This is a genomic window from Streptomyces sp. NPDC127038, from assembly GCF_042725875.1.
Taxonomy (GTDB): domain Bacteria; phylum Actinomycetota; class Actinomycetes; order Streptomycetales; family Streptomycetaceae; genus Streptomyces.
Genome location: NZ_JBHXDQ010000103.1, coordinates 1 through 23,938, shown reverse-complemented (window position 1 = coordinate 23,938; position 23,938 = coordinate 1). Strand labels below are relative to the sequence as shown.

The 23,938-nt window shown below is 72.6% G+C and carries 17 protein-coding genes and 1 pseudogene; 10 read left to right on the top strand and 8 right to left on the bottom strand.

All coding sequences use genetic code 11. From position 1 onward, the window contains the following. Positions 1–203 precede the first annotated feature (203 nt). Complete coding sequence (locus ACFWI4_RS39355; protein WP_387206263.1) at positions 204–1,115, bottom strand: LysR family transcriptional regulator; 912 nt, start codon at positions 1,113–1,115, stop codon at positions 204–206. A 111-nt stretch (positions 1,116–1,226) separates the two neighbouring features. Here ACFWI4_RS39355 and ACFWI4_RS39350 point away from each other — a divergent pair, with 111 nt between their 5' ends. The 4 genes from ACFWI4_RS39350 (at position 1,227) to ACFWI4_RS39335 (ending at position 5,638) form a co-directional block, all read left to right on the top strand. After that, a complete protein-coding gene (locus ACFWI4_RS39350) occupies positions 1,227–2,132 on the top strand; it encodes an EamA family transporter (RefSeq protein WP_387206261.1) in 906 nt (301 codons plus the stop codon). A 4-nt stretch (positions 2,133–2,136) separates the two neighbouring features. Then, positions 2,137–3,375: a 3-phosphoshikimate 1-carboxyvinyltransferase gene (gene aroA / locus ACFWI4_RS39345; RefSeq protein WP_387206259.1), complete on the top strand. Its 1,239-nt coding sequence runs from the start codon at positions 2,137–2,139 to the stop codon at positions 3,373–3,375. A gap of 224 nt (positions 3,376–3,599) precedes the next feature. Further along, on the top strand, positions 3,600–4,859 hold the full coding sequence (locus tag ACFWI4_RS39340) for a Gfo/Idh/MocA family protein (RefSeq protein WP_387206257.1): 1,260 nt from the start codon (positions 3,600–3,602) through the stop codon (positions 4,857–4,859). A 119-nt stretch (positions 4,860–4,978) separates the two neighbouring features. Then, positions 4,979–5,638, top strand: coding sequence for an RBBP9/YdeN family alpha/beta hydrolase (locus tag ACFWI4_RS39335; RefSeq protein ID WP_387206255.1), 660 nt, complete (start codon positions 4,979–4,981; stop codon positions 5,636–5,638). On the opposite strand, the gene ACFWI4_RS39330 is transcribed toward ACFWI4_RS39335, so the two are convergent. From ACFWI4_RS39330 to ACFWI4_RS39320, 3 genes and pseudogenes are all read right to left on the bottom strand, one after another. Beyond that, complete coding sequence (locus ACFWI4_RS39330) at positions 5,619–6,512, bottom strand: MHYT domain-containing protein (protein ID WP_387206253.1); 894 nt, start codon at positions 6,510–6,512, stop codon at positions 5,619–5,621. The two genes, ACFWI4_RS39335 and ACFWI4_RS39330, sit on opposite strands and share 20 nt — an antisense overlap. Positions 6,513–6,714: 202 nt before the next feature. Further along, a pseudogene (locus tag ACFWI4_RS39325) lies at positions 6,715–7,407 on the bottom strand (GNAT family N-acetyltransferase); the annotation flags it as partial. Positions 7,408–7,565: 158 nt separating this feature from the next. Next, positions 7,566–8,615, bottom strand: coding sequence for a LacI family DNA-binding transcriptional regulator (locus tag ACFWI4_RS39320; RefSeq protein ID WP_387206251.1), 1,050 nt, complete (start codon positions 8,613–8,615; stop codon positions 7,566–7,568). A 317-nt stretch (positions 8,616–8,932) separates the two neighbouring features. On the opposite strand from ACFWI4_RS39320, the gene ACFWI4_RS39315 reads away from it, so the two are divergent. The 5 genes from ACFWI4_RS39315 (at position 8,933) to ACFWI4_RS39295 (ending at position 16,171) form a co-directional block, all read left to right on the top strand. Continuing rightward, a complete protein-coding gene (locus ACFWI4_RS39315; protein ID WP_387206249.1) occupies positions 8,933–10,084 on the top strand; it encodes a Gfo/Idh/MocA family protein in 1,152 nt (383 codons plus the stop codon). Then, positions 10,081–11,238 carry a dihydrodipicolinate synthase family protein gene (locus ACFWI4_RS39310; RefSeq protein ID WP_387206247.1) on the top strand — a complete coding sequence of 386 codons (1,158 nt, stop codon included), beginning with the start codon at positions 10,081–10,083 and terminating at the stop codon, positions 11,236–11,238. The genes ACFWI4_RS39315 and ACFWI4_RS39310 overlap by 4 nt, the downstream gene beginning before the upstream one ends. 29 nt (positions 11,239–11,267) lie before the next feature. Further along, positions 11,268–12,065, top strand: coding sequence for a sugar phosphate isomerase/epimerase family protein (locus tag ACFWI4_RS39305; protein WP_387206267.1), 798 nt, complete (start codon positions 11,268–11,270; stop codon positions 12,063–12,065). A 273-nt stretch (positions 12,066–12,338) separates the two neighbouring features. Beyond that, positions 12,339–14,594 carry an ATP-dependent RecD-like DNA helicase gene (locus ACFWI4_RS39300; protein WP_387206245.1) on the top strand — a complete coding sequence of 752 codons (2,256 nt, stop codon included), beginning with the start codon at positions 12,339–12,341 and terminating at the stop codon, positions 14,592–14,594. Between the two features lie 287 nt (positions 14,595–14,881). Then, on the top strand, positions 14,882–16,171 hold the full coding sequence (locus ACFWI4_RS39295; protein WP_339129456.1) for a citrate synthase: 1,290 nt from the start codon (positions 14,882–14,884) through the stop codon (positions 16,169–16,171). 602 nt (positions 16,172–16,773) lie between these two features. Here the strand turns inward: ACFWI4_RS39295 and ACFWI4_RS39290 are convergent. The 4 genes from ACFWI4_RS39290 to ACFWI4_RS39275 all read right to left on the bottom strand — a co-directional run bounded on the left by ACFWI4_RS39290 (position 16,774) and on the right by ACFWI4_RS39275 (position 21,274). After that, on the bottom strand, positions 16,774–19,020 hold the full coding sequence (locus ACFWI4_RS39290; RefSeq protein ID WP_387206243.1) for a heavy metal translocating P-type ATPase: 2,247 nt from the start codon (positions 19,018–19,020) through the stop codon (positions 16,774–16,776). Between the two features lie 92 nt (positions 19,021–19,112). Further along, the gene (locus ACFWI4_RS39285; protein WP_385408052.1) at positions 19,113–19,352 is read right to left on the bottom strand and encodes a heavy-metal-associated domain-containing protein; all 240 of its coding nucleotides are present in this window, start codon (positions 19,350–19,352) and stop codon (positions 19,113–19,115) included. A gap of 95 nt (positions 19,353–19,447) precedes the next feature. Beyond that, complete coding sequence (locus ACFWI4_RS39280) at positions 19,448–20,398, bottom strand: PrsW family glutamic-type intramembrane protease (RefSeq protein WP_387206265.1); 951 nt, start codon at positions 20,396–20,398, stop codon at positions 19,448–19,450. Between the two features lie 201 nt (positions 20,399–20,599). After that, positions 20,600–21,274: a TetR family transcriptional regulator gene (locus ACFWI4_RS39275; RefSeq protein ID WP_385408055.1), complete on the bottom strand. Its 675-nt coding sequence runs from the start codon at positions 21,272–21,274 to the stop codon at positions 20,600–20,602. A 165-nt stretch (positions 21,275–21,439) separates the two neighbouring features. Between ACFWI4_RS39275 and ACFWI4_RS39270 the strand changes: the two genes are divergently transcribed. After that, complete coding sequence (locus ACFWI4_RS39270; RefSeq protein WP_387206240.1) at positions 21,440–23,785, top strand: MMPL family transporter; 2,346 nt, start codon at positions 21,440–21,442, stop codon at positions 23,783–23,785. Positions 23,786–23,938: the final 153 nt, after the last annotated feature.

The window sequence follows — 23,938 nt, the reverse complement described above, 5'->3', positions numbered from 1 at the left end:
CCTCCGGCGTTTGAGGAGCGGGGTCCGGGGCGGAGCCCCGGGGGTGGCCCTTCCCCGGCCCGGCCTTTGGGTTCCGGGGAACATTCAGCCCCTCCGGCGTTTGAGGAGCGGGGGTCCGGGGGCGGAGCCCCTGGGTGCGGGTCGGGTAGGGGCGGAGGGGGCGAGAGAAGGCTGTTGCGGGGCCGGCGGTACGGCTGCGGGGGTCAGGGGCGGGCCGTCAGTGTCGGCCAGTGGGACCGGAGCGTGCGGACCGTCTCCGCGATGGCCGGACGGCGGGCCGCACCCGCGCGCCACAGCGCGTACAGCCGACGGACGGGCAGCGGATCGAGGGCCACCTCCACCACCCCCGCGGGAAGCGGACCGCGGCCGAGACGCGGGATGAGCGCCACGCCGAGACCGGCCGCCACGAGGGCGATGAGGGTCGGGTTCTCCTCGGCCTGGTGGACGATGTCCGGCTCGCTGCCCGCCACCCGCAGCGTCCGCACCAGCCAGTCATGACAGACCCGCCCGGGCGGCTGGCAGATCCACCGCTGACCCCCCAGGTCCTCGCGCCGCACCGAAGCCCGCCCGGCGAAGGGATGTCCGGCCGGGACGAGCAGATCGCACAGGTCGTCCCCGATCACCGCCTGCTCCACCCCCGGCGGGGCCGGCAGCGGGGAGATGTCCCAGTCGTGCGCGACGGCCATGTCGACCGCGCCCCGGGCCACCAGGTCGACGGACAGATGCGGGTCGATCTCCGTCAGCCGGGTGTCGAGGGCCGGGTGACGGACGGCCAGGTCGGCCAGTACGGCGGGCATCAGACCGCGGGCGGCCGAGGCGAACGCGGCCACCGTCAGCCGCCCCGCCGGCATCCCCCTGCGCTCCTCCAGATCGGTTTCAGCCCGCTCCACGATCGCCAGCAACTCCTGCGCTGTGGCGGCGAGTTGTTCGGCCTGCTCGGTGAGCCGGACACCGCGCCCGCGCCGTTCGAGCAGAACGGTCCTGGTCTCCCGCTCCAGCTTCGCGATCTGCTGGGACACGGCGGACGGGGTGTAGCCGAGCGCGGCCGCGGCGGCGCCGACCGTGCCGTGCACCGAGACGGCGTGCAGAGCGCGCAGGCGCTGGAGATCGAGCATGGAGGCCTCCCGGTCCGCGATGTCCCCGCCAGCTTACGTAAGCGTTGCTTCATCCATCCATGCAGACATTCGCGCTGGTGCTACACAGTGGTGGCGTCGGATGCTCGACGCATGCGACCCGCACACATCAGTCTCGCCGTCTTCGTCGCCGCCGTCTGGGGCGTCAACTTCACCGTCATCGAGGTCGGACTCGGCCACTTCCCGCCCCTGCTCTTCTCCGCGCTGCGCTTCCTGGTGGCGGCCGTGCCCGCCGTGTTCCTCGTCGGCCGCCCCAAGGTGGCGTGGAAGTGGATCGTGTCGGTGGGACTCGTGCTCGGGGTCGCGAAGTTCGGGCTGCTGTTCATCGGCATGGACGCGGGGATGCCCGCCGGACTGTCCTCCCTCGTGCTCCAGGTCCAGGCCGTCTTCACGGCGGTCGCTGCCTTCGCCTTCCTCGGCGAACGCCCCGGCCGCGTCCGGCTGGCGGGCATGGGGGTCGCCCTGTGCGGAGTGGGCCTGGCCGCCGTCGACGAGGGCACGTCAGGACCGCTCGGCGCCTTCGCCCTGGTCGTCGCGGCCGCGGCCTGCTGGGGGGTGTCCAACGTCCTCACCCGCAAGGCGTCCCCGCCCGACCCGCTGAACTTCATGGTCTGGGTGAGCACCGTCCCCGTCCTGCCGCTGCTCGCCCTGTCCCTGCTCACCGAGGGCCCCTCCCGCGACCTGGACGCGCTCGGGGACCTGGACTGGCAGGGCGCCGGAGTCGTCGTCTACGTCGCCTGGATCACCACCGTCCTCGGCTTCGGAGCCTGGGGCCGGCTGCTGCACCACTACCCCGCCTCCACCGTCGCGCCGTTCTCGCTGCTCGTCCCGGTCTTCGGGATGTCCTCGGCCGCGCTGTTCCTGCACGAGTCGGCCGGCCCGCTGCGCTGGGCGGCGGCCGCCCTGCTCGTGGGCGGGGTCGCGCTCACCTCGCGGACGCCACGAAAGGTCCAGCCGGCGGACGTTCCGGCGCCGGAACGCGCCGGGGCGTCAGCATGACCCCATGGCCGTCGTCGACATCCCCGGTTCCAAGTCCATCACCGCCCGCGCGCTCTTCCTGGCCGCCGCGGCGGACGGGGTCACCCGTCTCGTCCGCCCGCTCCGCTCGGACGACACCGAGGGCTTCGCGGAGGGGCTGACCCGGCTCGGCTACCGCGTCGGCCGGACCCCGGACAGCTGGCACGTCGACGGCCGCCCGCAGGGCCCCGCGGCCGAGCGGGCCGACGTCTACTGCCGGGACGGCGCGACCACGGCCCGCTTCCTGCCCACCCTGGCCGCCGCCGGCCACGGCACCTACCGCTTCGACGCCTCCGCCCAGATGCGCAGGCGCCCCCTCGGACCCCTGTCGCGGGCGCTGCGCGACCTGGGCGTGGACCTGCGGCACGAGGAGGCGGAGGGCCACCACCCGCTGAGCATCTCCGCCTCCGGGGTGGAGGGCGGCACGGTCACCCTCGACGCCGGCCAGTCCTCCCAGTACCTCACCGCCCTGCTGCTGCTCGGCCCGCTCACCCGCAAGGGCCTGCGCATCGAGGTCACCGACCTGGTCTCCGCCCCGTACATCGGCATCACCCTCGCGATGATGCGCGCGTTCGGGGCGGACGTGACCGTGGACGGCGACGTCTTCGAGGTGGCGCCCGGCGGCTACCGGGCCACCACCTACCCCGTCGAACCCGACGCCTCCACCGCGAGCTACTTCTTCGCCGCGGCCGCCCTGACCGGCCGCGAGGTCACGGTCGACGGGCTCGGCGCGGACGCCCTCCAGGGCGACCTCGCCTTCGTCGACGTGTTGCGCAGGATGGGCGCGCACGTGGAGACCGGGCCCGACCGCACGACCGTGCGCGGCACCGGCGTACTGCGCGGCCTGACCGTCAACATGCGGGACATCTCCGACACCATGCCGACGCTCGCCGCCATCGCGCCGTTCGCCTCCGGCCCGGTCCGGATCGAGGACGTCGCCAACACCCGGGTCAAGGAGTGCGACCGTCTGGAGGCCTGCGCCGAGAACCTCCGCGCGCTCGGTGTCCGGGCGGAGACCGGCCCCGACTGGATCGAGATCCACCCGGGCGCGCCCGCCGCCGGCACGGTCAGGACGTACGGCGACCACCGCATCGCCATGGCCTTCGCCGTGACCTCGCTGCGCGCCCCGGGCCTGGACTTCGACGACCCCGGCTGCGTCCGCAAGACCTTCCCGGACTTCCACGAGGTCTTCGGCGCCTGGGCGGCGGCCGGAGAGCACGCCTGAGCCGGTCCGGAGAGCACGCCTGTGCCGGTCCGGGGAGGGGCCGTCGAGCGGTTGCGGGGAAGACCGCCGAGCGCGGCTGCGAGGGGCCGCCGAGTCCGGGCGGAGAAGATCCCCGAGTCGGCCCGGGAGTGCCGTGAGCGTCTTGTCGCGGAGATCCCGCCGGGATAGCTTCCCGACGTGCGGCGCCAACCGCGCCTGCGACCCGACTGGGAAAGCGGTCCGAGATGCACTCCGTCGCCTCCGTTGTCACACTCGCCGTCCTCGGTGCCGGGGACCGGGGCACCGGCCACGCGCGCTGGGCCCTGGAACACCCGGAGCGGGCCCGGGTGGTGGCCGTCGCGGAACCCCGGCGGACCCGGCGCGAGCGGTTCGCGGCCGCCCACGGTCTGGAACCGGACGCCGCGGTGGACGACTGGCGGGTGCTGGCCGCCCGCGGCCGCATCGCCGACGCCGTCCTGGTCTGCACCCTCGACCGCGAACACCTCGAACCCGTGCTGGAGTTCGCGGCCCTCGGCTGTCACATCCTGCTGGAGAAGCCGATGGCCCTGACCGAGGACGAGTGCCGGCGGATCGTCGAGGCGGTGGAGAAGGCCGGGGTGATCCTCGCGGTCGGACACGTCCTGCGCTACACCCCGTACACCCGGGCGGTGAAGGAGGTGGTGGACTCCGGCCGGATAGGTGACGTGGTCAACGTCCAGCACCTGGAGCCCGTCGGCTTCTGGCACCAGGCACACTCCTTCGTGCGCGGCAACTGGGGCCGCACGGACCGGGCCACGACGATGCTGATGGCCAAGTCCTGCCACGACATCGACTGGTTGCAGTACGTCCTCGGCCAACCCCCCGTCCGTGTCTCCAGTTTCGGACGCCTCTCGCACTTCCGGCCCGAGAACCGGCCCGAGGGCGCCGCCGACCGCTGCCTCGACTGCTCGGTGGAGAGCACCTGCCCCTACTCCGCCCGGCGCGAGTACGGCGACCGGCTCGCCCGCGGCGAACACCACTGGCCGCTCAGCGTGGTGGTCGACGACTTCACCCCCGAGGCCCTGGAGAGCGCCCTGCGCGAGGGCCCGTACGGGCGGTGCGTGTACGCCTGCGACAACGACGTGGTCGACCACCAGGTCGTGTCGATGGAGTTCGCCTCGGGAGCCACCGCCACCTTCACCATGACCGCCTTCACCGAACAGGCCGACCGCAGGACCCGGATCTTCGGGACCCGGGGTGAACTGCGCGGCGACGGCCGGACCCTGAGCGTCTACGACTTCCTGACCCGCACCGAGGAGCCCGTCGACCTCACCGCCCGAGGAGCCATGGACGCGGCGGGCGGCCACGGCGGGGGCGACGCCGCCCTGATGGACGCGTTCGTCGCCGCCGTCGCCACCGGCGACCCGGCCCTGGTGAAGTCCGGCCCCCAGGAGTCCCTCACCAGCCACCTCACCGTCCTCGCCGCCGAACGAGCCCGCCACGCGGGCACCGTGGAGACCGTGTGACCGAAGGTCGTACCGGGCCCCGAACGGGCCGCCGGTCCGCAGCGGGGCACGGGCGATCGGCCGGCATGGACCGCCGCGACCCCTTTACCGGGGAGCCGGGAATCGGAAACGATCACGCCATGAGCACGCACGACACCGACAGCCCCGTGGACGGCGGGCCCGCGAGCCACCGCCCCGACGACGGCGGACCCGCCCCCGACGCCCGGTCCTTCCTGATCCTGCACGGCTGGCAGAACCACCGCCCGCCCGGCCACTGGCAGCACTGGCTCGCCGGGCGGCTCGCGGAGCGGGGGCAGCACGTCGTCTATCCGCAGCTCCCCGACCCCGACGATCCGGACCTGGAGGTGTGGCTGGCGGAGCTGGCCCGCCATCTGGACGCCCTGCGCGGATCCGAGCGCGTGGTCGTCGCCCACAGCCTCTCGGTCCTCCTGTGGCTGCACGCCGTGGCCCGCGGGCTGCCGGGCACGGCGAGCGCCGACCGGGTGCTGCTGGTCGCCCCGCCGTCCGCCTCCGTCCTCGCGGGACTGCCGGAGATCGCCGGATTCACCCTGAAGGAAAGGGACTTCACCGTTCCGGGGTCCACCCGGCTGGTCGCCGGGGACGACGACCCGTACTGCCCCGAGGGCGCCGGTACCGTCTACGGCGACCCCCTGGGCGTACCGACGCGGGTGCTGTCCGGGGCTGGGCACCTCGGCATGGACGCCGGTTACGGGCCCTGGCCCGCCGTGCTGGAGTGGTGTCTGGACGGGACGGCGCCGATCACCGGCCGCGCGGGCTAGTACGCCGGTCGGCCCGCTGGTCGCGCGGCTCGAAGAGCGAGGCGGTCCGCGGGGGATGCGCGGGGCGCTCGGGCACGACGGCCGTGCTCCGGCGCCGCCGCGGGGTGGCCCGGCTCCAGTCGCCGTCGCCGAGGACGAGCTGGGGGTCGAACATCACCACCACCCCGGCCAGGATCAGGAAGACGACGGGTCCGATGAGCAGGGGGAGCAGGATCGAGGCCGACGAACTGCTCCCGTACATCCCGGTCATGTACGAGGCGTCCGTCGCGCCGCGCAGATGCACCGCGAGGGCGGCCATGCCGGTGTAGTGCGTGCCGGTCAGGGCGACGCCCATGAGGAGGCCGGAGCCGAGGGCGGCCGGGAAGCCCCGGTAGGAGGCGGCGGTCCACACGGCGGCGGTCGCGGCGGTGACCGCGATCAGGACGGAGGCGGCGACCGTGAGCGGGTCGTATCCCAGGGTGCCGTTCAGCTCCAGCGCGGCCATGCCGGTGTAGTGCGCGGCCACCACGGCGAGCCCGGTGAGGATCCCGGCCGCGGTCAGGGTGACGGGGGTCGCGCCCCGGTACCCGACGGCGAAGACGCCGAAGCCGACGAGCACGATCGCCACGGCGAGGCTGAGCGAGGTCAGGCGGGAGTCGTAGTCGATCGGGATCCCCTGGATCTTGAATCCGACCATCGCGACGAAGTGCGTGGTCCAGATGCCGCAGCCGATGGTCGCGGCCCCGAGTGCGAGCCAACCGGGCTTCCACGACTGCCGGTTGATCAGGGAACGGACGACGCAGCGCAGGCCCAGCGCGCTGGCCACACAGGCGACGAGGCAGGAGGCCGCCGGGGTCACCGCCCCGAACGCGAAGCCGTCCACTGTGCCTTGCATATATGCCAACTCCCCCTGAGAATGGGTTACTTGGGGGAGCACCGTCTCGCATCCAGGTTGCGCCGGCGGTTCCGTACGGTAGGTGTTTGAGTTAACTCTGCGCAGCCGCTTCGTTCAGCGCGCGGACACGCTGTCCGGACTCCGGACGGCCGCCCTCGGATCCGGGGCCCGGGAAACCCCCGTCGAGCCGCCGACGACCGTGTCACTCCGGTCCCGCGCGCAGGTCCAGACGCCAGTCCTGGCCGGTCAGATCGACGCCGAAGGACCGGTGCGGCTTCTCGGCGACCAGGGTGAAGCCGTGGCGCAGATAGATCCGCCGGGCGGCGGCCAGGACGTCGTTGGTCCATAGGACGAGATCGTGGTAGCCGACGCCGCGGGCGAAGCCGGTGACCGCCGCGACGAGACGGTCGCCGACGCCCAGACCCCGCGCCTCGGGCTCGACCAGCAGCAGCCGCAGCCGTGCGGTGCCGGGAGCGTCGTCCCGTACGCACATCACGCACCCGACGGGCCGTCCGCCGAGCTCGGCGATCCACACCCGCTCCAGGTGCGGGTCGTGGTCCTCGGCGAAGTCGGCGACGATCCTCGCGACCAGGCCCTCGTAGTCGGTGTTCCAGCCGTGCTCGGCCGCGTACAGCGCAGCGTTGCGCTGCACGATCCAGCCGAGGTCGCCGGGGCCCGGCTCGCGCAGCAGGACGTCCTCGGGGCGCGGTGCGGTCCGCTCGCCGCCGAGGAGCGCGCGCAGCGCCTCGGCCAGCCGCGGCCGGTCGGCGGGAGGCACGGCCGCCAGCAGCGCGGCCACGGCCAGGCGCGCCCGCTCGTCCCCGTCCTGGACGGTCATGATCGGTCCCGGAGTTCGGCTGTGCGCGGTCGCGGCGACCCGCACGGCGCGACGTCTGACCCGGTCGGAGAAGTCACCGCCCCGAGCATAGGACCGGGAGCGTCCCCCGCCTACCCCTCCTCCACCCCGCCTCCCCGGGCCCGGCCGGGTCGGCGCCGCCCGCCCCTCCCTCCCGGGCCGGGGGAGGCCCGGGAAGTGTCAGGCCCCGGAGGGTGTCAGGCCCCGGGAATCCCGGTGGACCCGCGCACCATCAGCTCGCCCCGCACCGTCGCGATCCCGCCCGGCGGCGGCTCCTCGCGGCTCATGGCGATCCGGCCGGCCCGGGCGCCCGCCTCGGAGAGCGGCAGCCGTACGGTCGTGAGGGCGGGCGCCGCGTCGATGCTGAACGGCAGATCGTCGAAGCCCGCGACGGACACGTCCTGGGGGATGCGCAGCCCGGAGTCCCGCAGCGCGGCGCAGGCGCCCAGCGCCACGGTGTCGTTCGCGGCCACGACCGCCGTCAACGACGGTTCGCGGCGCAGGAGTTCGAGCGTGGCCTCGTAGCCGGACCGGCGGTCGTAGCGGCCGTGCACGGTGCGCCGCGGGTCGTCCTCGACCCCGTGGGCGTCGAGCGCGGCCCGGTGCCCCTCCAGCCGGTGGCGGGTGGTCGTGCGCTCCTCGGGGCCCGCGATGTAGCCGAGCCGCCGGTGGCCGAGAGCGATCAGGTGCTCGGTCAGCTGCCTGCCGCCGCCGCGGTTGTCGAAGGTGAGCGCGATCGCCTCGGGCGCCTCCGGCGCGGGCGGCCTCCCGCACAGCACGACCCGGGTACCCGCCTCGGTCAGCCTGCGCAGCTTGGCGGCGACGGCGCCCGCGTGCGCGGCGTCCTCTATCGCGCCGCCGGTGAGCACGACCGCGGCGGCGCGCTGGCGCTGGAGGAGCGTGAGATAGGTGAGTTCGCGCTCCGGGGAGCCGCCGGTGTTGCAGACGACCCCGAGCCGTTCCCCGCCCGCGCGCCCCCCGGGCCCGCCGATCTCCGCCTGGATGGCCGCCGCCATGATCCCGAAGAAGGGGTCGGCGATGTCGTTGACCAGGATGCCGACGAGGTCGGAGGTCGCGGCGGCCAGCGAACTCGCCGGCCCGTTCAGCACGTAGTCCAGTTCGTCCACCGCGCGCAGCACCCGCTCGCGCGTCGAAGTGGCCACGGGGTAGTTCCCGTTCAGCACGCGCGACACCGTCGCGGGAGAGACCTGCGCGCGGGCCGCCACGTCCGCCAGGGTCACCGTCATCTCGTCGTCCTCCGGTCGCGCCTTGTCGTGCCACGCCGTACGGGGGCGTACGTCCCCTACGCCGTCGTGTCCGGTCCCGCCTCGTCGAACGGCGTCGAACACGGAGGCCGGGGCCGGGTGTGCCGCTTTCCGTAGGCAGGGTTCGTGCAGACCATACGGCCATCGGCCCGAGTTGTTCGCCCCCTCGAACAACTCGTCTTCGCGGCGGTCTTGTCCGCACCGCCGCGCGCGGGCTAGCTTCGTCCTGCTCAGAAAGCGCTTGCTGTCGCGCTCACCTGGAAGCGTGCGCGACGCCCGAGGCGTACGGAGGCAACGACGTGACACGCAAGACGGTGCGGATCGCCATGAACGGCGTCACAGGCCGCATGGGCCACCGCCAGCATCTCGTCCGCTCGATACTCGCCCTGCGCGACCAGGGCGGACTCGACCTCGGCGACGGCACCGTGCTGTGGCCCGAGCCCGTCCTGGTCGGCCGCAGGGCGGACGCCCTGAAGGCGCTCGCCGAGCGGTACGGCCTCGACCACTGGTCGACGGACCTGGACGCGGTGCTCGCCGATCCGTCCGTGGACCTCTACTTCGACGCCCAGGTGACCTCCGCCCGTGAGGAGGCCCTCGCCAGGGCGGTCGCCGCGGGCAAGCACGTCTACACCGAGAAGCCGACCGCCACCGGGTTCGGCGCCGCGCTCGGGCTGGCCCGCCTCGCGCACACGGCGGGCGTCGGACACGGCGTCGTCCAGGACAAGCTGTTCCTGCCCGGCCTGCTCAAGCTGAAGCGGCTCGTCGACGGCGGCTTCTTCGGCCGGATCCTGTCCGTGCGGGGCGAGTTCGGCTACTGGGTCTTCGAGGGCGACTGGCAGTCCGCCCAGCGGCCCTCCTGGAACTACCGGGCCGAGGACGGCGGCGGCATCGTCGTCGACATGTTCCCGCACTGGGAGTACGTCCTGCACGAGCTGTTCGGCCGGGTCACCTCCGTGCAGGCGCTCACCGCCACCCACGTCCCCCGGCGCTGGGACGAGCGCGGCAGGCCCTACGACGCCACGGCCGACGACGCCGCCTACGGCATCTTCGAGCTGGAGGGCGGAGCCGTCGCCCAGATCAACTCCTCCTGGACCGTGCGCGTCGACCGCGACGAGCTCGTGGAGTTCCAGGTCGACGGCACCGACGGATCCGCCGTCGCCGGACTGCGCAACTGCCGTGTCCAGCACCGGGCTTCGACCCCCAGACCGGTCTGGAACCCGGACCTCCCGGCGGACTGCTCCTTCCGCGGCCAGTGGCAGGAGGTCCCCGACAACGCCGAGTTCGGCAACGGCTTCAAGGCCCAGTGGGAGCTGTTCCTTCGGCACGTCTACGCCGGCGCTCCCTACCGCTACGACCTCCTCGCCGGCGCCCGCGGTGTCCAACTCGCCGAACTGGGCCTGAGATCCTCCGCCGAGGGCCGTCGTCTCGCCGTACCGGAGGTCTCCCTGTGACCCTGCGACTCCCGGACGCCGAAGGCCGGTTGCGGACCTACGAACCCCGCACCGATCCCCTCCCCGCCCTCCCCGCCGCCGCACCCCCCGCCTCCCGCGCGGTCCTCGCCGCCGCCCATCTCGTCGCCGACCCGTACGCCGACACCTCTCCCGGCTCGCCCGCCGCCGTCGACTGGGACGCCACGCTCGCCTTCCGGCGCCATCTGTGGTCGCACGGACTCGGTGTCGCCGAGGCGATGGACACCGCGCAGCGGGGCATGGGCCTGGACTGGGCCGGGGCCGCCGAACTGATCCGCAGATCCTCGGCCGAGGCCAGGGCCGTGGGCGGACGGATCGCCTGCGGAGCGGGCACGGACCAGCTCACCGGCCCGGCCTCGCTCGCGGACGTCCGGGCCGCGTACGAGGAGCAGCTCGCCGTCGTCGAGGAGGCGGGCGCGCAGCCGGTCCTGATGGCCTCCCGCGCGCTCGCCGCGGCCGCCACCGGGCCCGAGGACTACCTGGACGTCTACGGCCGTCTCCTGCGCCAGACGGCGGGACCGGTGATCCTGCACTGGCTCGGCCCGATGTTCGACCCCGCCCTCGAGGGCTACTGGGGATCGCCGGACCCGGACGCGGCGGCGGAGGTGCTCCTGGAGGTGATCGCCGCCCGCCCGGACAAGGTGGACGGCGTCAAGGTCTCCCTGCTGGACGCGCGCCGGGAGGTGGCCCTGCGCCGCCGCCTCCCCGCCGGTGTCCGCTGCTACACGGGCGACGACCTCGCCTACCCCGAACTGATCGCCGGCGACGGGCTCGGCTTCAGTCACGCGCTGCTCGGTGTCCTCGATCCGCTCGCCCCCCTCGCCGCCCGCGCCGTGCGCGCCCTGGACACCGGAGACGTCCGGGGCTTCCGCGAACTCCTCGACCCCACCGTCGCCTTGGCCCGCCATCTCTTCGAGCGCCCGACCCGCTTCTACAAGACGGGTGTCGTCCTGCTGGCCTGGCTCGCGGGCCACCAGGAGCACTTCGCGATGGTGGGCGGCCTCCAGTCGGCGCGCTCCCTGCCGCATCTCGCCCGCGCCTACGAACTGGCCGACCTGCTGGGCCTGTTCCCCGACCCGGAGCGTGCCGAGACCCGGATGAGGACCCTGCTCGCCCTGTACGGGGTCCCCGCGTGAGCGCCCTCGCGCGCCTGTCCGTCAACCAGATGACGGTCAGACAGCTGTCGATTCCCGAACTGGTCGCGGGCTGCGTGGAGTTGGGCATTCCGGGTGTCGGCCTGTGGCGGGAACCCGTGCGTGCGTACGGCCTCGACGCCACCGCGAGACTCGTCCGCGGCGCGGGCCTGGCCGTCACCACCCTGTGCCGGGGCGGCTTCCTCACGGCGATCGGCCCGGGGGAGCGCCGGCGGGCCCTGGACGACAACAGGGCCGCCGTCGAGGAGGCCGCGGCCCTCGGCACCGACACGCTCGTCCTGGTCTCCGGCGGTCTGCCGCCCGGCTCCAAGGACCTGCGCGGCGCCCGGGAGCGCGTCGCGGACGCGCTCGGCGAACTGGGCCCGTACGCCGCCGCACACGGGGTGCGCCTGGCCGTCGAACCGCTCCACCCCATGTACGCGGCCGACCGCTGCGTCGTCTCCACCCTCGCCCAGGCCCTGGACCTCGTGGAACGCTTCCCCGCCGGGCAGGTGGGCGTCACCGTCGACACGTACCACCTGTGGTGGGACGACACCGCCCCCGCGCTGATCGCGCGCGCCGGTGCGGGCGGCCGCATCCACGCGTTCCAGCTCGCCGACTGGACCACCCCGCTCCCCGAGGGCGTCCTCGACGGCCGGGGCCAGCTCGGCGACGGCTCGGTCGACCTCCGCGCGTGGCGGGGCCTGGTCGACGCGGCCGGCTACACCGGACCCGTCGAGGTCGAGCTGTTCAACGCGCGGCTGTGGGCCAGGGACGGGCACGAGGTGCTGGCGGAGACGGCGGCCCGGTTCGTGGAGCACGCCGGCTGACCGGCTCCCCGAAAAAATCTTGAGAAGTGCGTACAACCCTTCCGGGGCCTCGTCTGTCGTACGTGGCATCAGGACCTTTGGAGGGGGATCCGGGGGGATCGCGGGGGTTCTGATCGGGAGGGGAAACCGAGGGGCCCGGTCGACGGACCGGGCCCCTCGAAACGTCTCCGGGCCCGCGGGGCCTCCGTACACCTCGAAGCGCCCCCTGCGCCCGGCCGGGTGAGTCCTCCACAGCGCCGGAGCGCTGTCGGCGGCGGGCGGTACGGTCGGCTCATGACCGATCAGGCGGGGGCCGCCCAGACGGGCGAGCGGCGACTGGCCACGCTCGAAGGCGTGCTCGAACGCATCACGTACGCCAACGAGGAGAACGGCTACACGGTCGCCCGGGTCGACACCGGCCGGGGCGCCGGCGATCTGCTCACCGTCGTCGGTTCCCTGCTCGGCGCCCAGGTCGGCGAGTCCCTGCGCATGGAGGGCCGCTGGGGCTCCCACCCGCAGTACGGCAAGCAGTTCACCGTCGAGAACTACACGACGGTCCTCCCCGCCACCGTCCAGGGCATCCGCCGCTATCTCGGATCCGGCCTGGTCAAGGGCATCGGGCCGGTCTTCGCCGACCGCATCACCGGACACTTCGGCCTGGACACCCTGCGGATCATCGAGGAGGAGCCGAAGCGGCTCATCGAGGTCCCGGGCCTCGGCCCCAAGCGCACCGGCAGGATCGCCGACGCCTGGGAGGAACAGAAGGCGATCAAGGAGGTCATGCTCTTCCTCCAGACCGTCGAGGTGTCCACCTCCATCGCGGTCCGCATCTACAAGAAGTACGGCGACGCCTCGATCTCGGTCGTCCGGAACCAGCCCTACCGCCTGGCGTCCGACGTCTGGGGCATCGGCTTCCTCACCGCCGACAAGATCGCCCAGTCGGTGGGCATCCCGCACGACAGCCCCGAACGCGTCAAGGCCGGCCTCCAGTACGCCCTGTCCCAGTCCACCGACCAGGGACACTGCTACCTCCCCGAGGAGCGGCTGATCGCGGACGCGGTGAAGCTGCTCCAGGTCGACACCGGCCTGGTCATCGAGTGCCTGGCCGAACTCGCGGCCCCCGCGGAGGAGGGCGAGGACCCCGGGGTCGTACGGGAGAAGGTGCCGGGCCCCGACGGCGGCGACCCGGTGACGGCCGTCTACCTCGTCCCCTTCCACCGCGCCGAACTCTCCCTCTCCGCGCAGGTCCTGCGCCTGCTGCGCACCGAGAAGGACCGGATGCCCGGCTTCCGTGACGTGGTCTGGGACAGGGCGCTTGCCTGGCTGAAGGGGCGTACGGGCGCGGAGCTCGCCCCCGAGCAGGAAGCCGCGGTCCGGTTGGCGCTCACCGAGAAGGTCGCGGTGCTGACCGGAGGTCCGGGCTGCGGCAAGTCGTTCACGGTCCGCTCGGTCGTGGAGCTGGCCCGCGCCAAGGGGGCCAAGGTGGTCCTGGCCGCGCCCACCGGCCGTGCCGCCAAGCGGCTGGCGGAGCTGACCGGTTCCGAGGCCTCCACCGTGCACCGGCTGCTGGAGCTCAAGCCCGGCGGGGACGCGGCCTACGACCGGGACCGCCCGCTGGACGCCGACCTGGTCGTCGTGGACGAGGCCTCCATGCTCGACCTCCTGCTCGCCAACAAGCTGGTCAAGGCCGTGCCGCCGGGTGCCCATCTCCTCTTCGTCGGGGACGTCGACCAGCTGCCGAGCGTCGGCGCCGGGGAGGTGCTGCGCGATCTGCTCGCCGAGCGGGGGCCGGTCCCCGCGGTGCGCCTGACCAAGGTCTTCCGGCAGGCCCAACAGTCCGGGGTGGTGACCAACGCACACCGGATCAACTCCGGGCAGCACCCGGTCACCGACGGCATGAAGGACTTCTTCCTCTTCGTCGAGGACGACACCGAGGAGGCCGGGCGGCTCACCGTGGACGTGGCGGCCCGGCGGATTCCGGCCAAGTTCGGACTCGACCCCCGCCGGGACATCCAGGTCCTCGCGCCCATGCACCGGGGCCCGGCGGGCGCCGGCCATCTGAACGGACTGCTCCAGCAGGCGATCACCCCCGGCCGCCCGGACCTCGCCGAGAAGCGGTTCGGCGGCCGGGTCTTCCGGGTCGGCGACAAGGTCACCCAGATCCGCAACAACTACGACAAGGGCGAGAACGGCGTCTTCAACGGCACGGTCGGTGTCGTCACCTCCCTCGACCCGGTCGAGCAGCGGCTGACGGTGCGCACCGACGAGGACGAGGAGGTGCCGTACGAGTTCGACGAGCTGGACGAGCTGGCCCACGCCTACGCGGTGACGATCCACCGCTCCCAGGGGAGCGAGTACCCGGCGGTGGTGATCCCGGTGACCACGGGCGCCTGGATGATGCTCCAGCGCAATCTCCTCTACACGGCGGTCACCCGGGCCAAGAAGCTGGTCGTTCTCGTCGGTTCGCGCAAGGCGATAGGCCAGGCGGTGCGTACGGTGTCCGCGGGACGCCGGTGCACGGCCCTGGATTTCCGGCTCTCCGGCCCGTGAGCCACCGCCCCTTCGCGCGGCGGGCCGAGGCCCGTTCGAGCGCCGAACGGGGCCTTTCGGACGCGGAACGAGGTCCATCGCAAAAAATGATCGATCAAACGAGTCACGAAGGTCACAGAGCACTTCCGGTTGCGCCACGGACGCGGCAGGATGAGCAGGTTGGCGGCACTGAGTGCCGCCGATAGGCCCAATGGTCGACCCCGAGTGCACTCTCCAGGGCCAAATGGGGGATGGTAGAGACAGTCAGGGCACCTCGAAGAAGAGGCACAACGTCGGTGAGGGATGACGTGAGCGACAACTCTGTAGTACTGCGGTTCGGCGATGGCGAGTACACCTACCCGGTGATCGACAGCACCGTCGGCGACAAGGGCTTCGACATCGGCAAGCTCCGCGCCCAGACCGGTCTGGTGACGCTGGACAGCGGGTACGGCAACACCGCCGCGTATAAATCCGCGATCACCTATCTCGACGGTGAGCAGGGCATCCTCCGCTACCGCGGCTACCCGATCGAGCAGCTGGCCGAGCGCTCCACCTTCCTGGAGGTCGCCTACCTGCTGATCAACGGTGAGCTCCCGAACGTCGACGAGCTCTCCACCTTCAAGAACGAGATCACGCAGCACACCCTGCTGCACGAGGACGTCAAGAACTTCTACCGCGGCTTCCCGCGCGACGCCCACCCGATGGCGATGCTCTCCTCGGTCGTCTCGGCGCTGTCGACCTTCTACCAGGACAGCCACAACCCGTTCGACGAGAAGCAGCGCAACCTCTCGACGATCCGGCTGCTCGCCAAGCTTCCGACGATCGCGGCCTACGCGTACAAGAAGTCGGTCGGCCACCCCTTCGTGTACCCGCGCAACAACCTCGGGTACGTCGAGAACTTCCTGCGCATGACCTTCTCGGTCCCCGCGCAGGACTACGAGCTCGACCCGGTCGTCGTCTCGGCGCTCGACAAGCTGCTGATCCTGCACGCCGACCACGAGCAGAACTGCTCGACGTCGACCGTGCGTCTGGTCGGCTCCTCGCAGGCGAACATGTTCGCCTCGATCTCCGCCGGCATCTCCGCGCTGTGGGGCCCGCTGCACGGCGGCGCCAACCAGTCCGTCCTGGAGATGCTGGAGGGCATCCAGGCCAACGGCGGCGACGTCGACGCCTTCATCCGCAAGGTGAAGAACAAGGAGGACGGCGTCCGCCTGATGGGCTTCGGCCACCGGGTGTACAAGTCCTTCGACCCGCGCGCGAAGATCATCAAGGCCGCCGCGCACGACGTGCTGTCCGCTCTCGGCAAGTCCGACGAGCTGCTGGACATCGCCCTCAAGCTGGAGGAGCACGCGCTCTCCGACGACTACTTCGTCTCGCGCAACCTCTACCCCAACGTCGACTTCTACACCGGCCTGATCTACCGCGCCATGGGCTTCCCGACCGAGATGTTCACGGTCCTGTTCGCCCTCGGCCGGCTGCCGGGCTGGATCGCCCAGTGGCACGAGATGATCAAGGAGCCCGGCTCCCGCATCGGCCGCCCGCGCCAGATCTACACGGGTGTCGTCGAGCGCGACTTCGTGCCGGTCGAGGCCCGCTGAGGCTCGTACGTGCCCACCGGGCCCCGTGCGCGGGCCCGGTGAACCCGTAGAACCCGCAGAACGCGAAGAGAAAAACGGAAAGCGCCCTGCTACCGGTCCCCCCACGGGCCGGCAGTCAGGGCGCTTTCCTTGTCCCGGTGCGGATTCCCCCCACGGGATCCGGCCGGGCGTCTGTGGACAGCGCCTGAATCGCTGTGCGTCGGCGCATGGCCGACGGTGAGCCGGGCGAGCCGAGCTCGCCGTACTGCGATGGTGCGGTACTGCGGTGCGATCTGCCGGGACGCGTACGGATCGGGAGGGCCGCTCAAAGCTCCCCGCTGCTGTACGTGCCCCGGCGACGCAATTTCCGGGAACGTCCCCCAAGACATCCCCAGATGCCAGTCGCGCCCCCCAAGACGCTTCTGACATCGCCAACTTAGACTGACGAACCCCTTCGGTGGTTACGTTCACATCACTGTGATCTGGATCTCTTGCATATGTCCTGAAGATAGGCAAGAGACCCGGTATGGGAATCGAGGACCAAGCGTAAGGAAGATGCGCGAGCCTTGTGAAGAGCTTATGTGAGGCTCTCGTTGGACTCTAGGGGGACTCGGGCTCTGTCGTCACGCGAATGCTCTCAGTCGAAGGCTGTTCGTGACCACGAAGACGGACGAGAAGGCCATCGCCGCTCCCGCGATCATGGGATTGAGCAGCCCGGCCGCGGCCAGCGGGAGCGCCGCCACGTTGTAGCCGAAGGCCCAGACCAGGTTTCCCCTGATCGTCGACAGGGTGCGGCGGGACAGCCGGATCGCGTCCGCGGCCACCCGGAGGTCCCCGCGCACGAGCGTCAGATCGCTCGCCTCGATCGCCGCGTCCGTCCCGGTGCCCATCGCGAGGCCCAGGTCGGCGGTGGCGAGGGCCGCCGCGTCGTTCACCCCGTCGCCGACCATCGCGACGGTCCGCCCCTCGCCCTGGAGCCGCCGGACCACGGCGACCTTGTCCTCGGGCAGCACCTCGGCGATCACGTCCTCCGGGGCGATGCCGACCTCCCGCGCCACGGCCAGGGCGACCGCCCGGTTGTCCCCGGTCAGCAGCATCGGGGTGAGCCCCAGCTCCCGCAGCTCGCGCACGGCCCCGGCGCTGCTCTCCTTGACCGTGTCCGCGACGGTCAGGACGCCCGCCGCCGTGCCGTCCAGCGCGACCACGACGGCCGTACGGCCCGCAGCCTCGGCCGCGTTCTTCGCGTCCGCAAGCGTTTCCGGAAGCGCGCCGGGGAATCGGCCGACGGCGACCTCGCGGCCGTCCACCCGCCCGCGCACGCCCCGTCCGGGCACGTTCTCGAAGCGCTCCGGCGCCGGAAGGCCTCCTGCGCGCTCCTGAGCGCCTGCGGCGATCGCTCGGGCAACTGGATGCTCGGAGGCGTGTTCCAGGGCTCCCGCGAGCCGCAGGACGTCTTCCTCGGCCTGTCCCGCGGCGACGTACACCTCGTGCAGACCCATCCGGCCCGTCGTCACCGTGCCGGTCTTGTCGAGCAGGACGGTGTCGACGCGGCGCGTGGACTCCAGGACCTCGGGTCCCTTGATCAGGATGCCGAGCTGGGCGCCGCGGCCCGTCCCGACCATCAGGGCGGTCGGGGTGGCCAGGCCGAGCGCGCACGGGCAGGCGATGATCAGTACCGCGACGGCGGCGGTGAAGGCCGCGACCGTGTCCCCGGTGACCGCGATCCAGACCGCGAAGGTGCCGAGCGCGATGAGCAGGACGACGGGCACGAAGACCCCGGAGATCCGGTCGGCGAGCCGCTGCACCTCGGCCTTGCCGTTCTGCGCGTCCTCGACGAGCCGGGCCATCCGCGCGAGCTGGGTGTCCGCGCCGATCCGGGTGGCCTCGACGACCAGCCGGCCGCCGGCGTTCACGGTCGCGCCCGTGACGGCGTCCCCGGCGCCTACGTCCACGGGCACCGATTCACCGGTCAGCATGGACGCGTCCACGGCCGAGGCGCCCTCGACGACGGTCCCGTCGGTGGCGATCTTCTCGCCGGGCCGTACGACGAAGCGGTCCCCCACCGCCAGCTGGGCCACGGGCAGGCGCACCTCACGGCCGTCCCGCAGGACGGCGACGTCCTTGGCGCCGAGTTCCAGGAGCGCCCGCAGCGCCGCTCCGGCGCGCCGCTTGGAGCGGGCCTCCAGGAAGCGCCCGAGCAGGATGAACGCGACGACCCCCGCGGCGACCTCCAGATAGAGCGTGGAGGCCCCGTCCGTACGGGAGACCGTGAGGTCGAAGCCGTGCCGCATGCCCGGCATCCCCGCGTCGCCGAAGAACAGCGCCCACAGGGACCAGCCGAACGCGGCGAGGGTGCCGACCGAGACCAGGGTGTCCATGGTGGCCGCGCCGTGCCGCGCGTTCGTCAGGGCGGCCCGGTGGAAGGGCAGCGCGCCCCAGACGACGACGGGCGCGGCGAGCGTCAGAGAGAGCCACTGCCAGTTGTCGAACTGGAGCGCCGGGACCATCGACATGAGGACGACGGGCAGCGCGAGCGCCGCGGAGACGGTCAGCCGTTCACGCAGGGCGGCGGTCTCGGGGTCGTCGTCGGCCGAGGGGGGCGCCTCCTCCGCGCGCGGCGCGGGCGGCGGGGGTTCCTCGGCGGTGTAGCCCGTCTTCACCACGGTGGCGATCAGGTCGGCGACCCGTACCCCCTCGGGGTAGGAGACCTTGGCCTTCTCCGTCGCGAAGTTCACGGTGGCGGTGACACCGTCCATGCGGTTGAGCTTCTTCTCGACGCGGGCCGCGCAGGAGGCGCAGGTCATCCCGCCGATGGAGAGTTCGATCTCCGAGGTCGTGCCTATCGCTGTCTCGGGTGCTGCGGTGGTCATGCTGCGGCTCCTGGAGGGTGCCGGGCCGTGCGGAGCCGGTATCAGCCGGTCGGCACGGCCCGGTGCGGAGAGGGAGAGCTGCCCGGACCCGGTCAGGCCGGGTCGACGAGCTCGAAGCCCGCCTCGTCGACCGCGGCACGCACGGCGCCCTCGTCGAGCGCGGCGGCCGAGACGACGGTGACCTCGCCGGTCGAGGCGACGGCCTTCACCGAGCTCACGCCCGGGATCGCGGAGATCTCGCCGCTGACGGAGCCTTCACAGTGTCCGCAGCTCATGCCGCTCACCTGGTAGACGGTGGTGACGGAACCCGGGGTGCCGGTCTGGGCGGTCATGGCGTTCTCCTCGTAGAGGCGTTCTGGGGTGTTCGGGGTGCGGGAGGGGCCCCTGAGGGTCCAGGGTTCTCCTCCATGTTCACCACACTATACCCCTAGGGGGTATTTCTCCAAGCAGGGTCGCGGTGCGCGAGGGAGCGCGCCCAGGCCGCCCCCGCGAGGGCGAGGAGGAGCAGGCCGCCCACCGAGAACAGGGTGAAGAGGTGGTCCTGTCCCGCGGCCGGACGCGGGGCGCGGCCCGGCGCGAGCGGTGCCGCGCCGAGCGCCGTGCGGCTGAGCCGGGCCACCAGCCACAGGGCGATCCCGCGCGTGGAGTCCCACAGGGCGTGGAGCAGGGACACGCCGAGCCAGGCGCCGGTCAAGCGGGCGGTGAGGCGGAACCGCCCGTCCGGGCGCCGCCGCGCGAGCAGGGCCGCACCCGCGACCGCCGTCCACAGGCCCTGCCCGAACGGGGCGAGCGCCCCGCGCAGGATCTCGGTCTCCAGGAGAGTGCGCAGGTCGGCGCCCTGAAGGGACACGGCCGCGTCGAAGACGTGCCCCGCGCCCTCCAGGGCGGCGAAGCCGAACCCGAGGGTCGCGCCGAGCACCAGCCCGGCCCGCGGTCCGCGGACCCGGGGGTGGCGGCGCAGCAGGTACGCCAGCGCGCCGAGCTTCACGGCCTCCTCGGCCAGTGCGGAACCGACGTACAGCCACAGGGAGGAGCGCGTCAGCTGGTAGGCCGTCACCGACGCGCCGAGCGCGCCCAGCGCGCCGCCGGTCAGGAGGCAGCCGAGCAGGAGGGTCGTGCCCAGGTCGCGGCCGTGCCGCTCGTACGCCCAGAGCGTGAACGCGACGGGGGTGAGGAAGCTGCCGAGCAGGATCAGGGTCGGCAGCGCGGTGACGTCGTCCGTGGCGTACGTGACGGCCGCGCTCAGCGTCCAGAGGGCGAGGCCGCCGCCCAGGCAGCGCTTCCAGAGGCCGGCGGGGATCCGGGCGTACGACGGCGGGGGCTGCTGCGGTCCGGGAATGCGGGCCCGCGGCGGGCCCGGCGGCTGGTTCTGCGTCACGGCCATCCCTCTGTCCCTCGGGGGCGGCCCGCGGGCTCGGACGGGGGATCCGCGGTCCGGTGCGTCGGGGCGGCCCCCGGGCGGGTGAGGCGGGGGTGCGCGGACGGACCGGTGCCGCGGATCGCTGATCGATTTGTCCGAACCTTATGACAGATGTCCCCGATGTCGTGGACCGGAACGCTGGTGCCGCACGGGCCCGGTTCAGCGGCCGGCGGGCGAGTCGCCCGCGAGCAGGGGCTCCAGATAGCGGTGCATGACCGTCTTCAGCTCCGCGATGTAGCCGTCCCGTTCGGCGCCCTCGTGGGACATGACCAGGGTGAGTCCCGCCTTGAACAGATGGACCGCCATGTTCGCCGTGCGCGTGCGCTCGTCGGCCGGCAGGTCCGGCAGCCGGGCCCCGATCATCTCCTCGACGCGGGCGAGGAGCGTGCCGTGCAGGGTGCCGATCTCCTCGACGATCACTCCCGGGGTGTCGGCGCCGTGCATCAGGACGGCGAAGGCCGGGTTCTCGACGTTGAACTCGATCAGCGGATCGAGGACGGCGTCGAGCAGCCGGTCCAGCGGGAGGCCGGCGTTCTCGCGCGCGAGCGCCTGCCCGTGAGACTGCGCCCAGTGGTCGAGGAGCTGGTCGCTGAGGCCGACCGCGATGGCCTCCTTGTTCGGGAAGAACTGGTAGAGCGTGCCGGGCGAGACGCCGGCCTCGCGGGCGATGGCGTTGGTGCTCGCGGCGGTGTAGCCGGCCCGGCAGAACACCGAGGCCGCCGCTTCCAGGAGCTGGGCCACGCGGCGCTCGCCGCGGGCCTGGAGGCGGCGCGGCTTCTCCTCGGCCTGCTGCTGTCGCTGCGACGGCTCCTCGGTCTGCTGCTTCTCCGGCACGGATGATCCCCAGCTTCTCGGGACGCGATTGACAAACACGAGTCACCGCTCGCATTCTTGAAAAACGCGAGCGCCATCTCGTGTTTGCCAGTCTATGGCAATGGGCGATCCATGATGCCTGCACGGAAGCGGGTTCATCGGGTCACGGTGAGGGGACACCGCATCATGTCCGAAGTCGACGGCCCGGACGACGGCCCCGGGGCGAGGCCCGGCAGGAGCGAGAGCGGGGACGGGGGCGGCTCCCGCGGGGAGCCGGGCGGCGGTACGGACGGGGGTGCCCGTCTCGGCGGCTGGACCCGGTTCGTCACCGCGCGGCCACGGCTCTCCCTGCTCGTCGCCCTGCTGCTGACCGCGCTCGCCGTGGTCGCCGGCAGCGGCGTCGCGGACCGGCTGGGCAGCGGCGGCTGGGAGGACCCGACCGCGCAGTCCACGTACGCGACCAAGGCGCTGGAACGGGAGTTCCCCGCCTCGCAGCCCAATCTGCTGCTCCTCCTCGACGCCGGACGGTCCTCGGTGGACGACCCCGCCGTCGCCGCCGAGGCCCGGCGCATCACCGCGCGCCTGGCCGCCGAACACGGTGTCACGGGCGTCGGCTCCTACTGGCAGACCGGTTCGCCCGAGCTGAGGGCGAGCGACGGCCACGAAGCGCTGATAGCCGCCCGGATCACCGGCGACGAGACGGCCGCGGCCCGCACCCTGGACCGCATCGCGCCCTCCTACCGCGGCACGAGCGGTCCCGTCCGCGTCGAGGTCGGCGGACCGGTCGCCGTACGGCACGAGATGCAGACGACCATCAAGGAGGACCTCACCCGGGCCGAGATGATCGCCCTCCCGGTGACCCTCCTGCTGCTGGTCATGGTCTTCGGGAGCGCCGTCGCGGCCCTCCTCCCGCTCGGCGTCGGGATCATCGCGATCCTCGGCACGAACGCCGTGCTGCGCGGACTCACCGAGGTCACGGACGTCTCGGTGTTCGCGATGAACCTGACGACGGCCCTCGGCCTCGGACTCGCCATCGACTACGCCCTGTTCATCGTCCGCAGGTTCCGCGAGGAACTGGCCACCGGGGTGCCGCCGCGCTCCGCGATCGGGGTCACCCTGCGCACCGCGGGCCGGACCGTCCTCTTCTCCTCGCTCACGGTCGCCGTGTCGCTGGCCGCGATGCTGGTCTTCCCGCAGTACTTCCTGCGCTCCTTCGCCTATGCGGGCATCGCCGTCGTGCTGCTCGCCGCGGCCGCCGCCCTGATCCTGCTTCCCGCCGCGCTGATGCTTCTCGGCGACCGGGTCAACTCCCTCGATCTGCGGCGCCTGTTCCGGCGCGGAAGGCCGGACCCCACCGCCGGCGGGGCCGTCTGGGGCCGCATGGCCTCCCTCGTCATGCGCAGGGCCCCGCTCTTCGCGGTGGCCACCACGGCCGGACTCGTCGTCCTCGGACTGCCCTTCCTGGGCGTGAAGTTCGGTACGGCGGACGACCGGCAGCTGCCCTCGGGCGCGGAGTCGCACGTCGTCCAGCAGCACATCCGCGACGGCTTCCCGGGCAGTCCCGGCGGAGCGCTGGAGGTGCTGGCCGAAGGATCGGCCACCGAGGCCGACTACGCCCGGTACAAGGAGCGGATCGCCGCGCTGCCCGAGGTCCTGCGCGTGGACGGTCCGCTGGTGAAGGGCTCCTCCGCCTACTTCTCGGTGCTGCCCAAGGGCGAGGCCGTGGACGAGGGGGCCCAGCGACTTGTCGGCGAAATCCGTTCCACGAACGCCCCGTTCGCCACCTCCGTGACCGGTACGGCTGCCGTCCTGGTCGACTCCAAGCACGCGATAGCCGACCGGCTCCCGTGGGCGGCCGCCTTCATCGCGATCGTCACCCTGTTCCTGGTGTTCCTGCTGACGGGCAGCGTGCTGATCCCGGTCCAGGCGGTCCTGCTCAACGCGCTCAGCCTGACCGCGATGTTCGGCGCCGTGGTCTGGGTCTTCCAGGACGGCCACCTCTCCGGCCTCCTCGACTTCACCAGCTCCGGCTCGATCGAGACGACCCTCCCGGTCCTGATGTTCTGCGTCGCCTTCGGTCTCTCCATGGACTACGGAGTCTTCCTCCTCTCCCGCATCAAGGAGGAGTACGACCACACCGGCGACCACCGGGAGGCGGTCCGCTTCGGGCTCCAGCGCACCGGGGGACTGATCACCGCGGCCGCCGTCATCCTCGCGGTGGTGATGGTCGCCATCGGCACCTCCCGGGTGGCCAACACGAAGATGCTCGGACTGGGCGTGGCGCTCGCGGTCCTGATGGACGCGATGGTCGTCCGCAGTCTGCTGGTCCCCGCGGTCATGCGGCTGACCGGCACGGCCACCTGGTGGGCACCGGGACCTCTGCGCCGCTTCCACGACCGTTTCGGACTGAGCGAGGGCGGCACCCCGTCCCAGGGCGCGGCCCCCAGCCCCACCCCCGACACGACACCGGCACCGGAAACCACGGCCCACTCCCCACGACCGGAGGCTGTAGCAAGCCGCGCGGATGCATGAGCCCCACCAGCCGACTTTCGCCCCCTCCGCCCCTACCCAACCCGTACCCGGGGGCGCTGCCCCCGGACCCCCGCTCCTCAAACGCCGGAGGGGCTGAATCTTTCCCCGCGCTGAAAGGTGACCCGGCAGGGCTGAACTTTCCCCGGCCGGAGC

Coding starts and splice junctions, on each gene's coding strand:
- ACFWI4_RS39340 (WP_387206257.1), top strand. CDS start 3,600: ATGCACTCCGTCGCCTCCGTTGTCACACTCGCCGTCCTCGGTGCCGGG.
- aroA (WP_387206259.1), top strand. CDS start 2,137: ATGGCCGTCGTCGACATCCCCGGTTCCAAGTCCATCACCGCCCGCGCG.
- ACFWI4_RS39320 (WP_387206251.1), bottom strand. CDS start 8,615: ATGACGGTGACCCTGGCGGACGTGGCGGCCCGCGCGCAGGTCTCTCCC.
- ACFWI4_RS39305 (WP_387206267.1), top strand. CDS start 11,268: ATGACGGTCAGACAGCTGTCGATTCCCGAACTGGTCGCGGGCTGCGTG.
- ACFWI4_RS39285 (WP_385408052.1), bottom strand. CDS start 19,352: ATGACCGCCCAGACCGGCACCCCGGGTTCCGTCACCACCGTCTACCAG.
- ACFWI4_RS39350 (WP_387206261.1), top strand. CDS start 1,227: ATGCGACCCGCACACATCAGTCTCGCCGTCTTCGTCGCCGCCGTCTGG.
- ACFWI4_RS39330 (WP_387206253.1), bottom strand. CDS start 6,512: ATGCAAGGCACAGTGGACGGCTTCGCGTTCGGGGCGGTGACCCCGGCG.
- ACFWI4_RS39290 (WP_387206243.1), bottom strand. CDS start 19,020: ATGACCACCGCAGCACCCGAGACAGCGATAGGCACGACCTCGGAGATC.
- ACFWI4_RS39270 (WP_387206240.1), top strand. CDS start 21,440: ATGTCCGAAGTCGACGGCCCGGACGACGGCCCCGGGGCGAGGCCCGGC.
- ACFWI4_RS39300 (WP_387206245.1), top strand. CDS start 12,339: ATGACCGATCAGGCGGGGGCCGCCCAGACGGGCGAGCGGCGACTGGCC.
- ACFWI4_RS39355 (WP_387206263.1), bottom strand. CDS start 1,115: ATGCTCGATCTCCAGCGCCTGCGCGCTCTGCACGCCGTCTCGGTGCAC.
- ACFWI4_RS39335 (WP_387206255.1), top strand. CDS start 4,979: ATGAGCACGCACGACACCGACAGCCCCGTGGACGGCGGGCCCGCGAGC.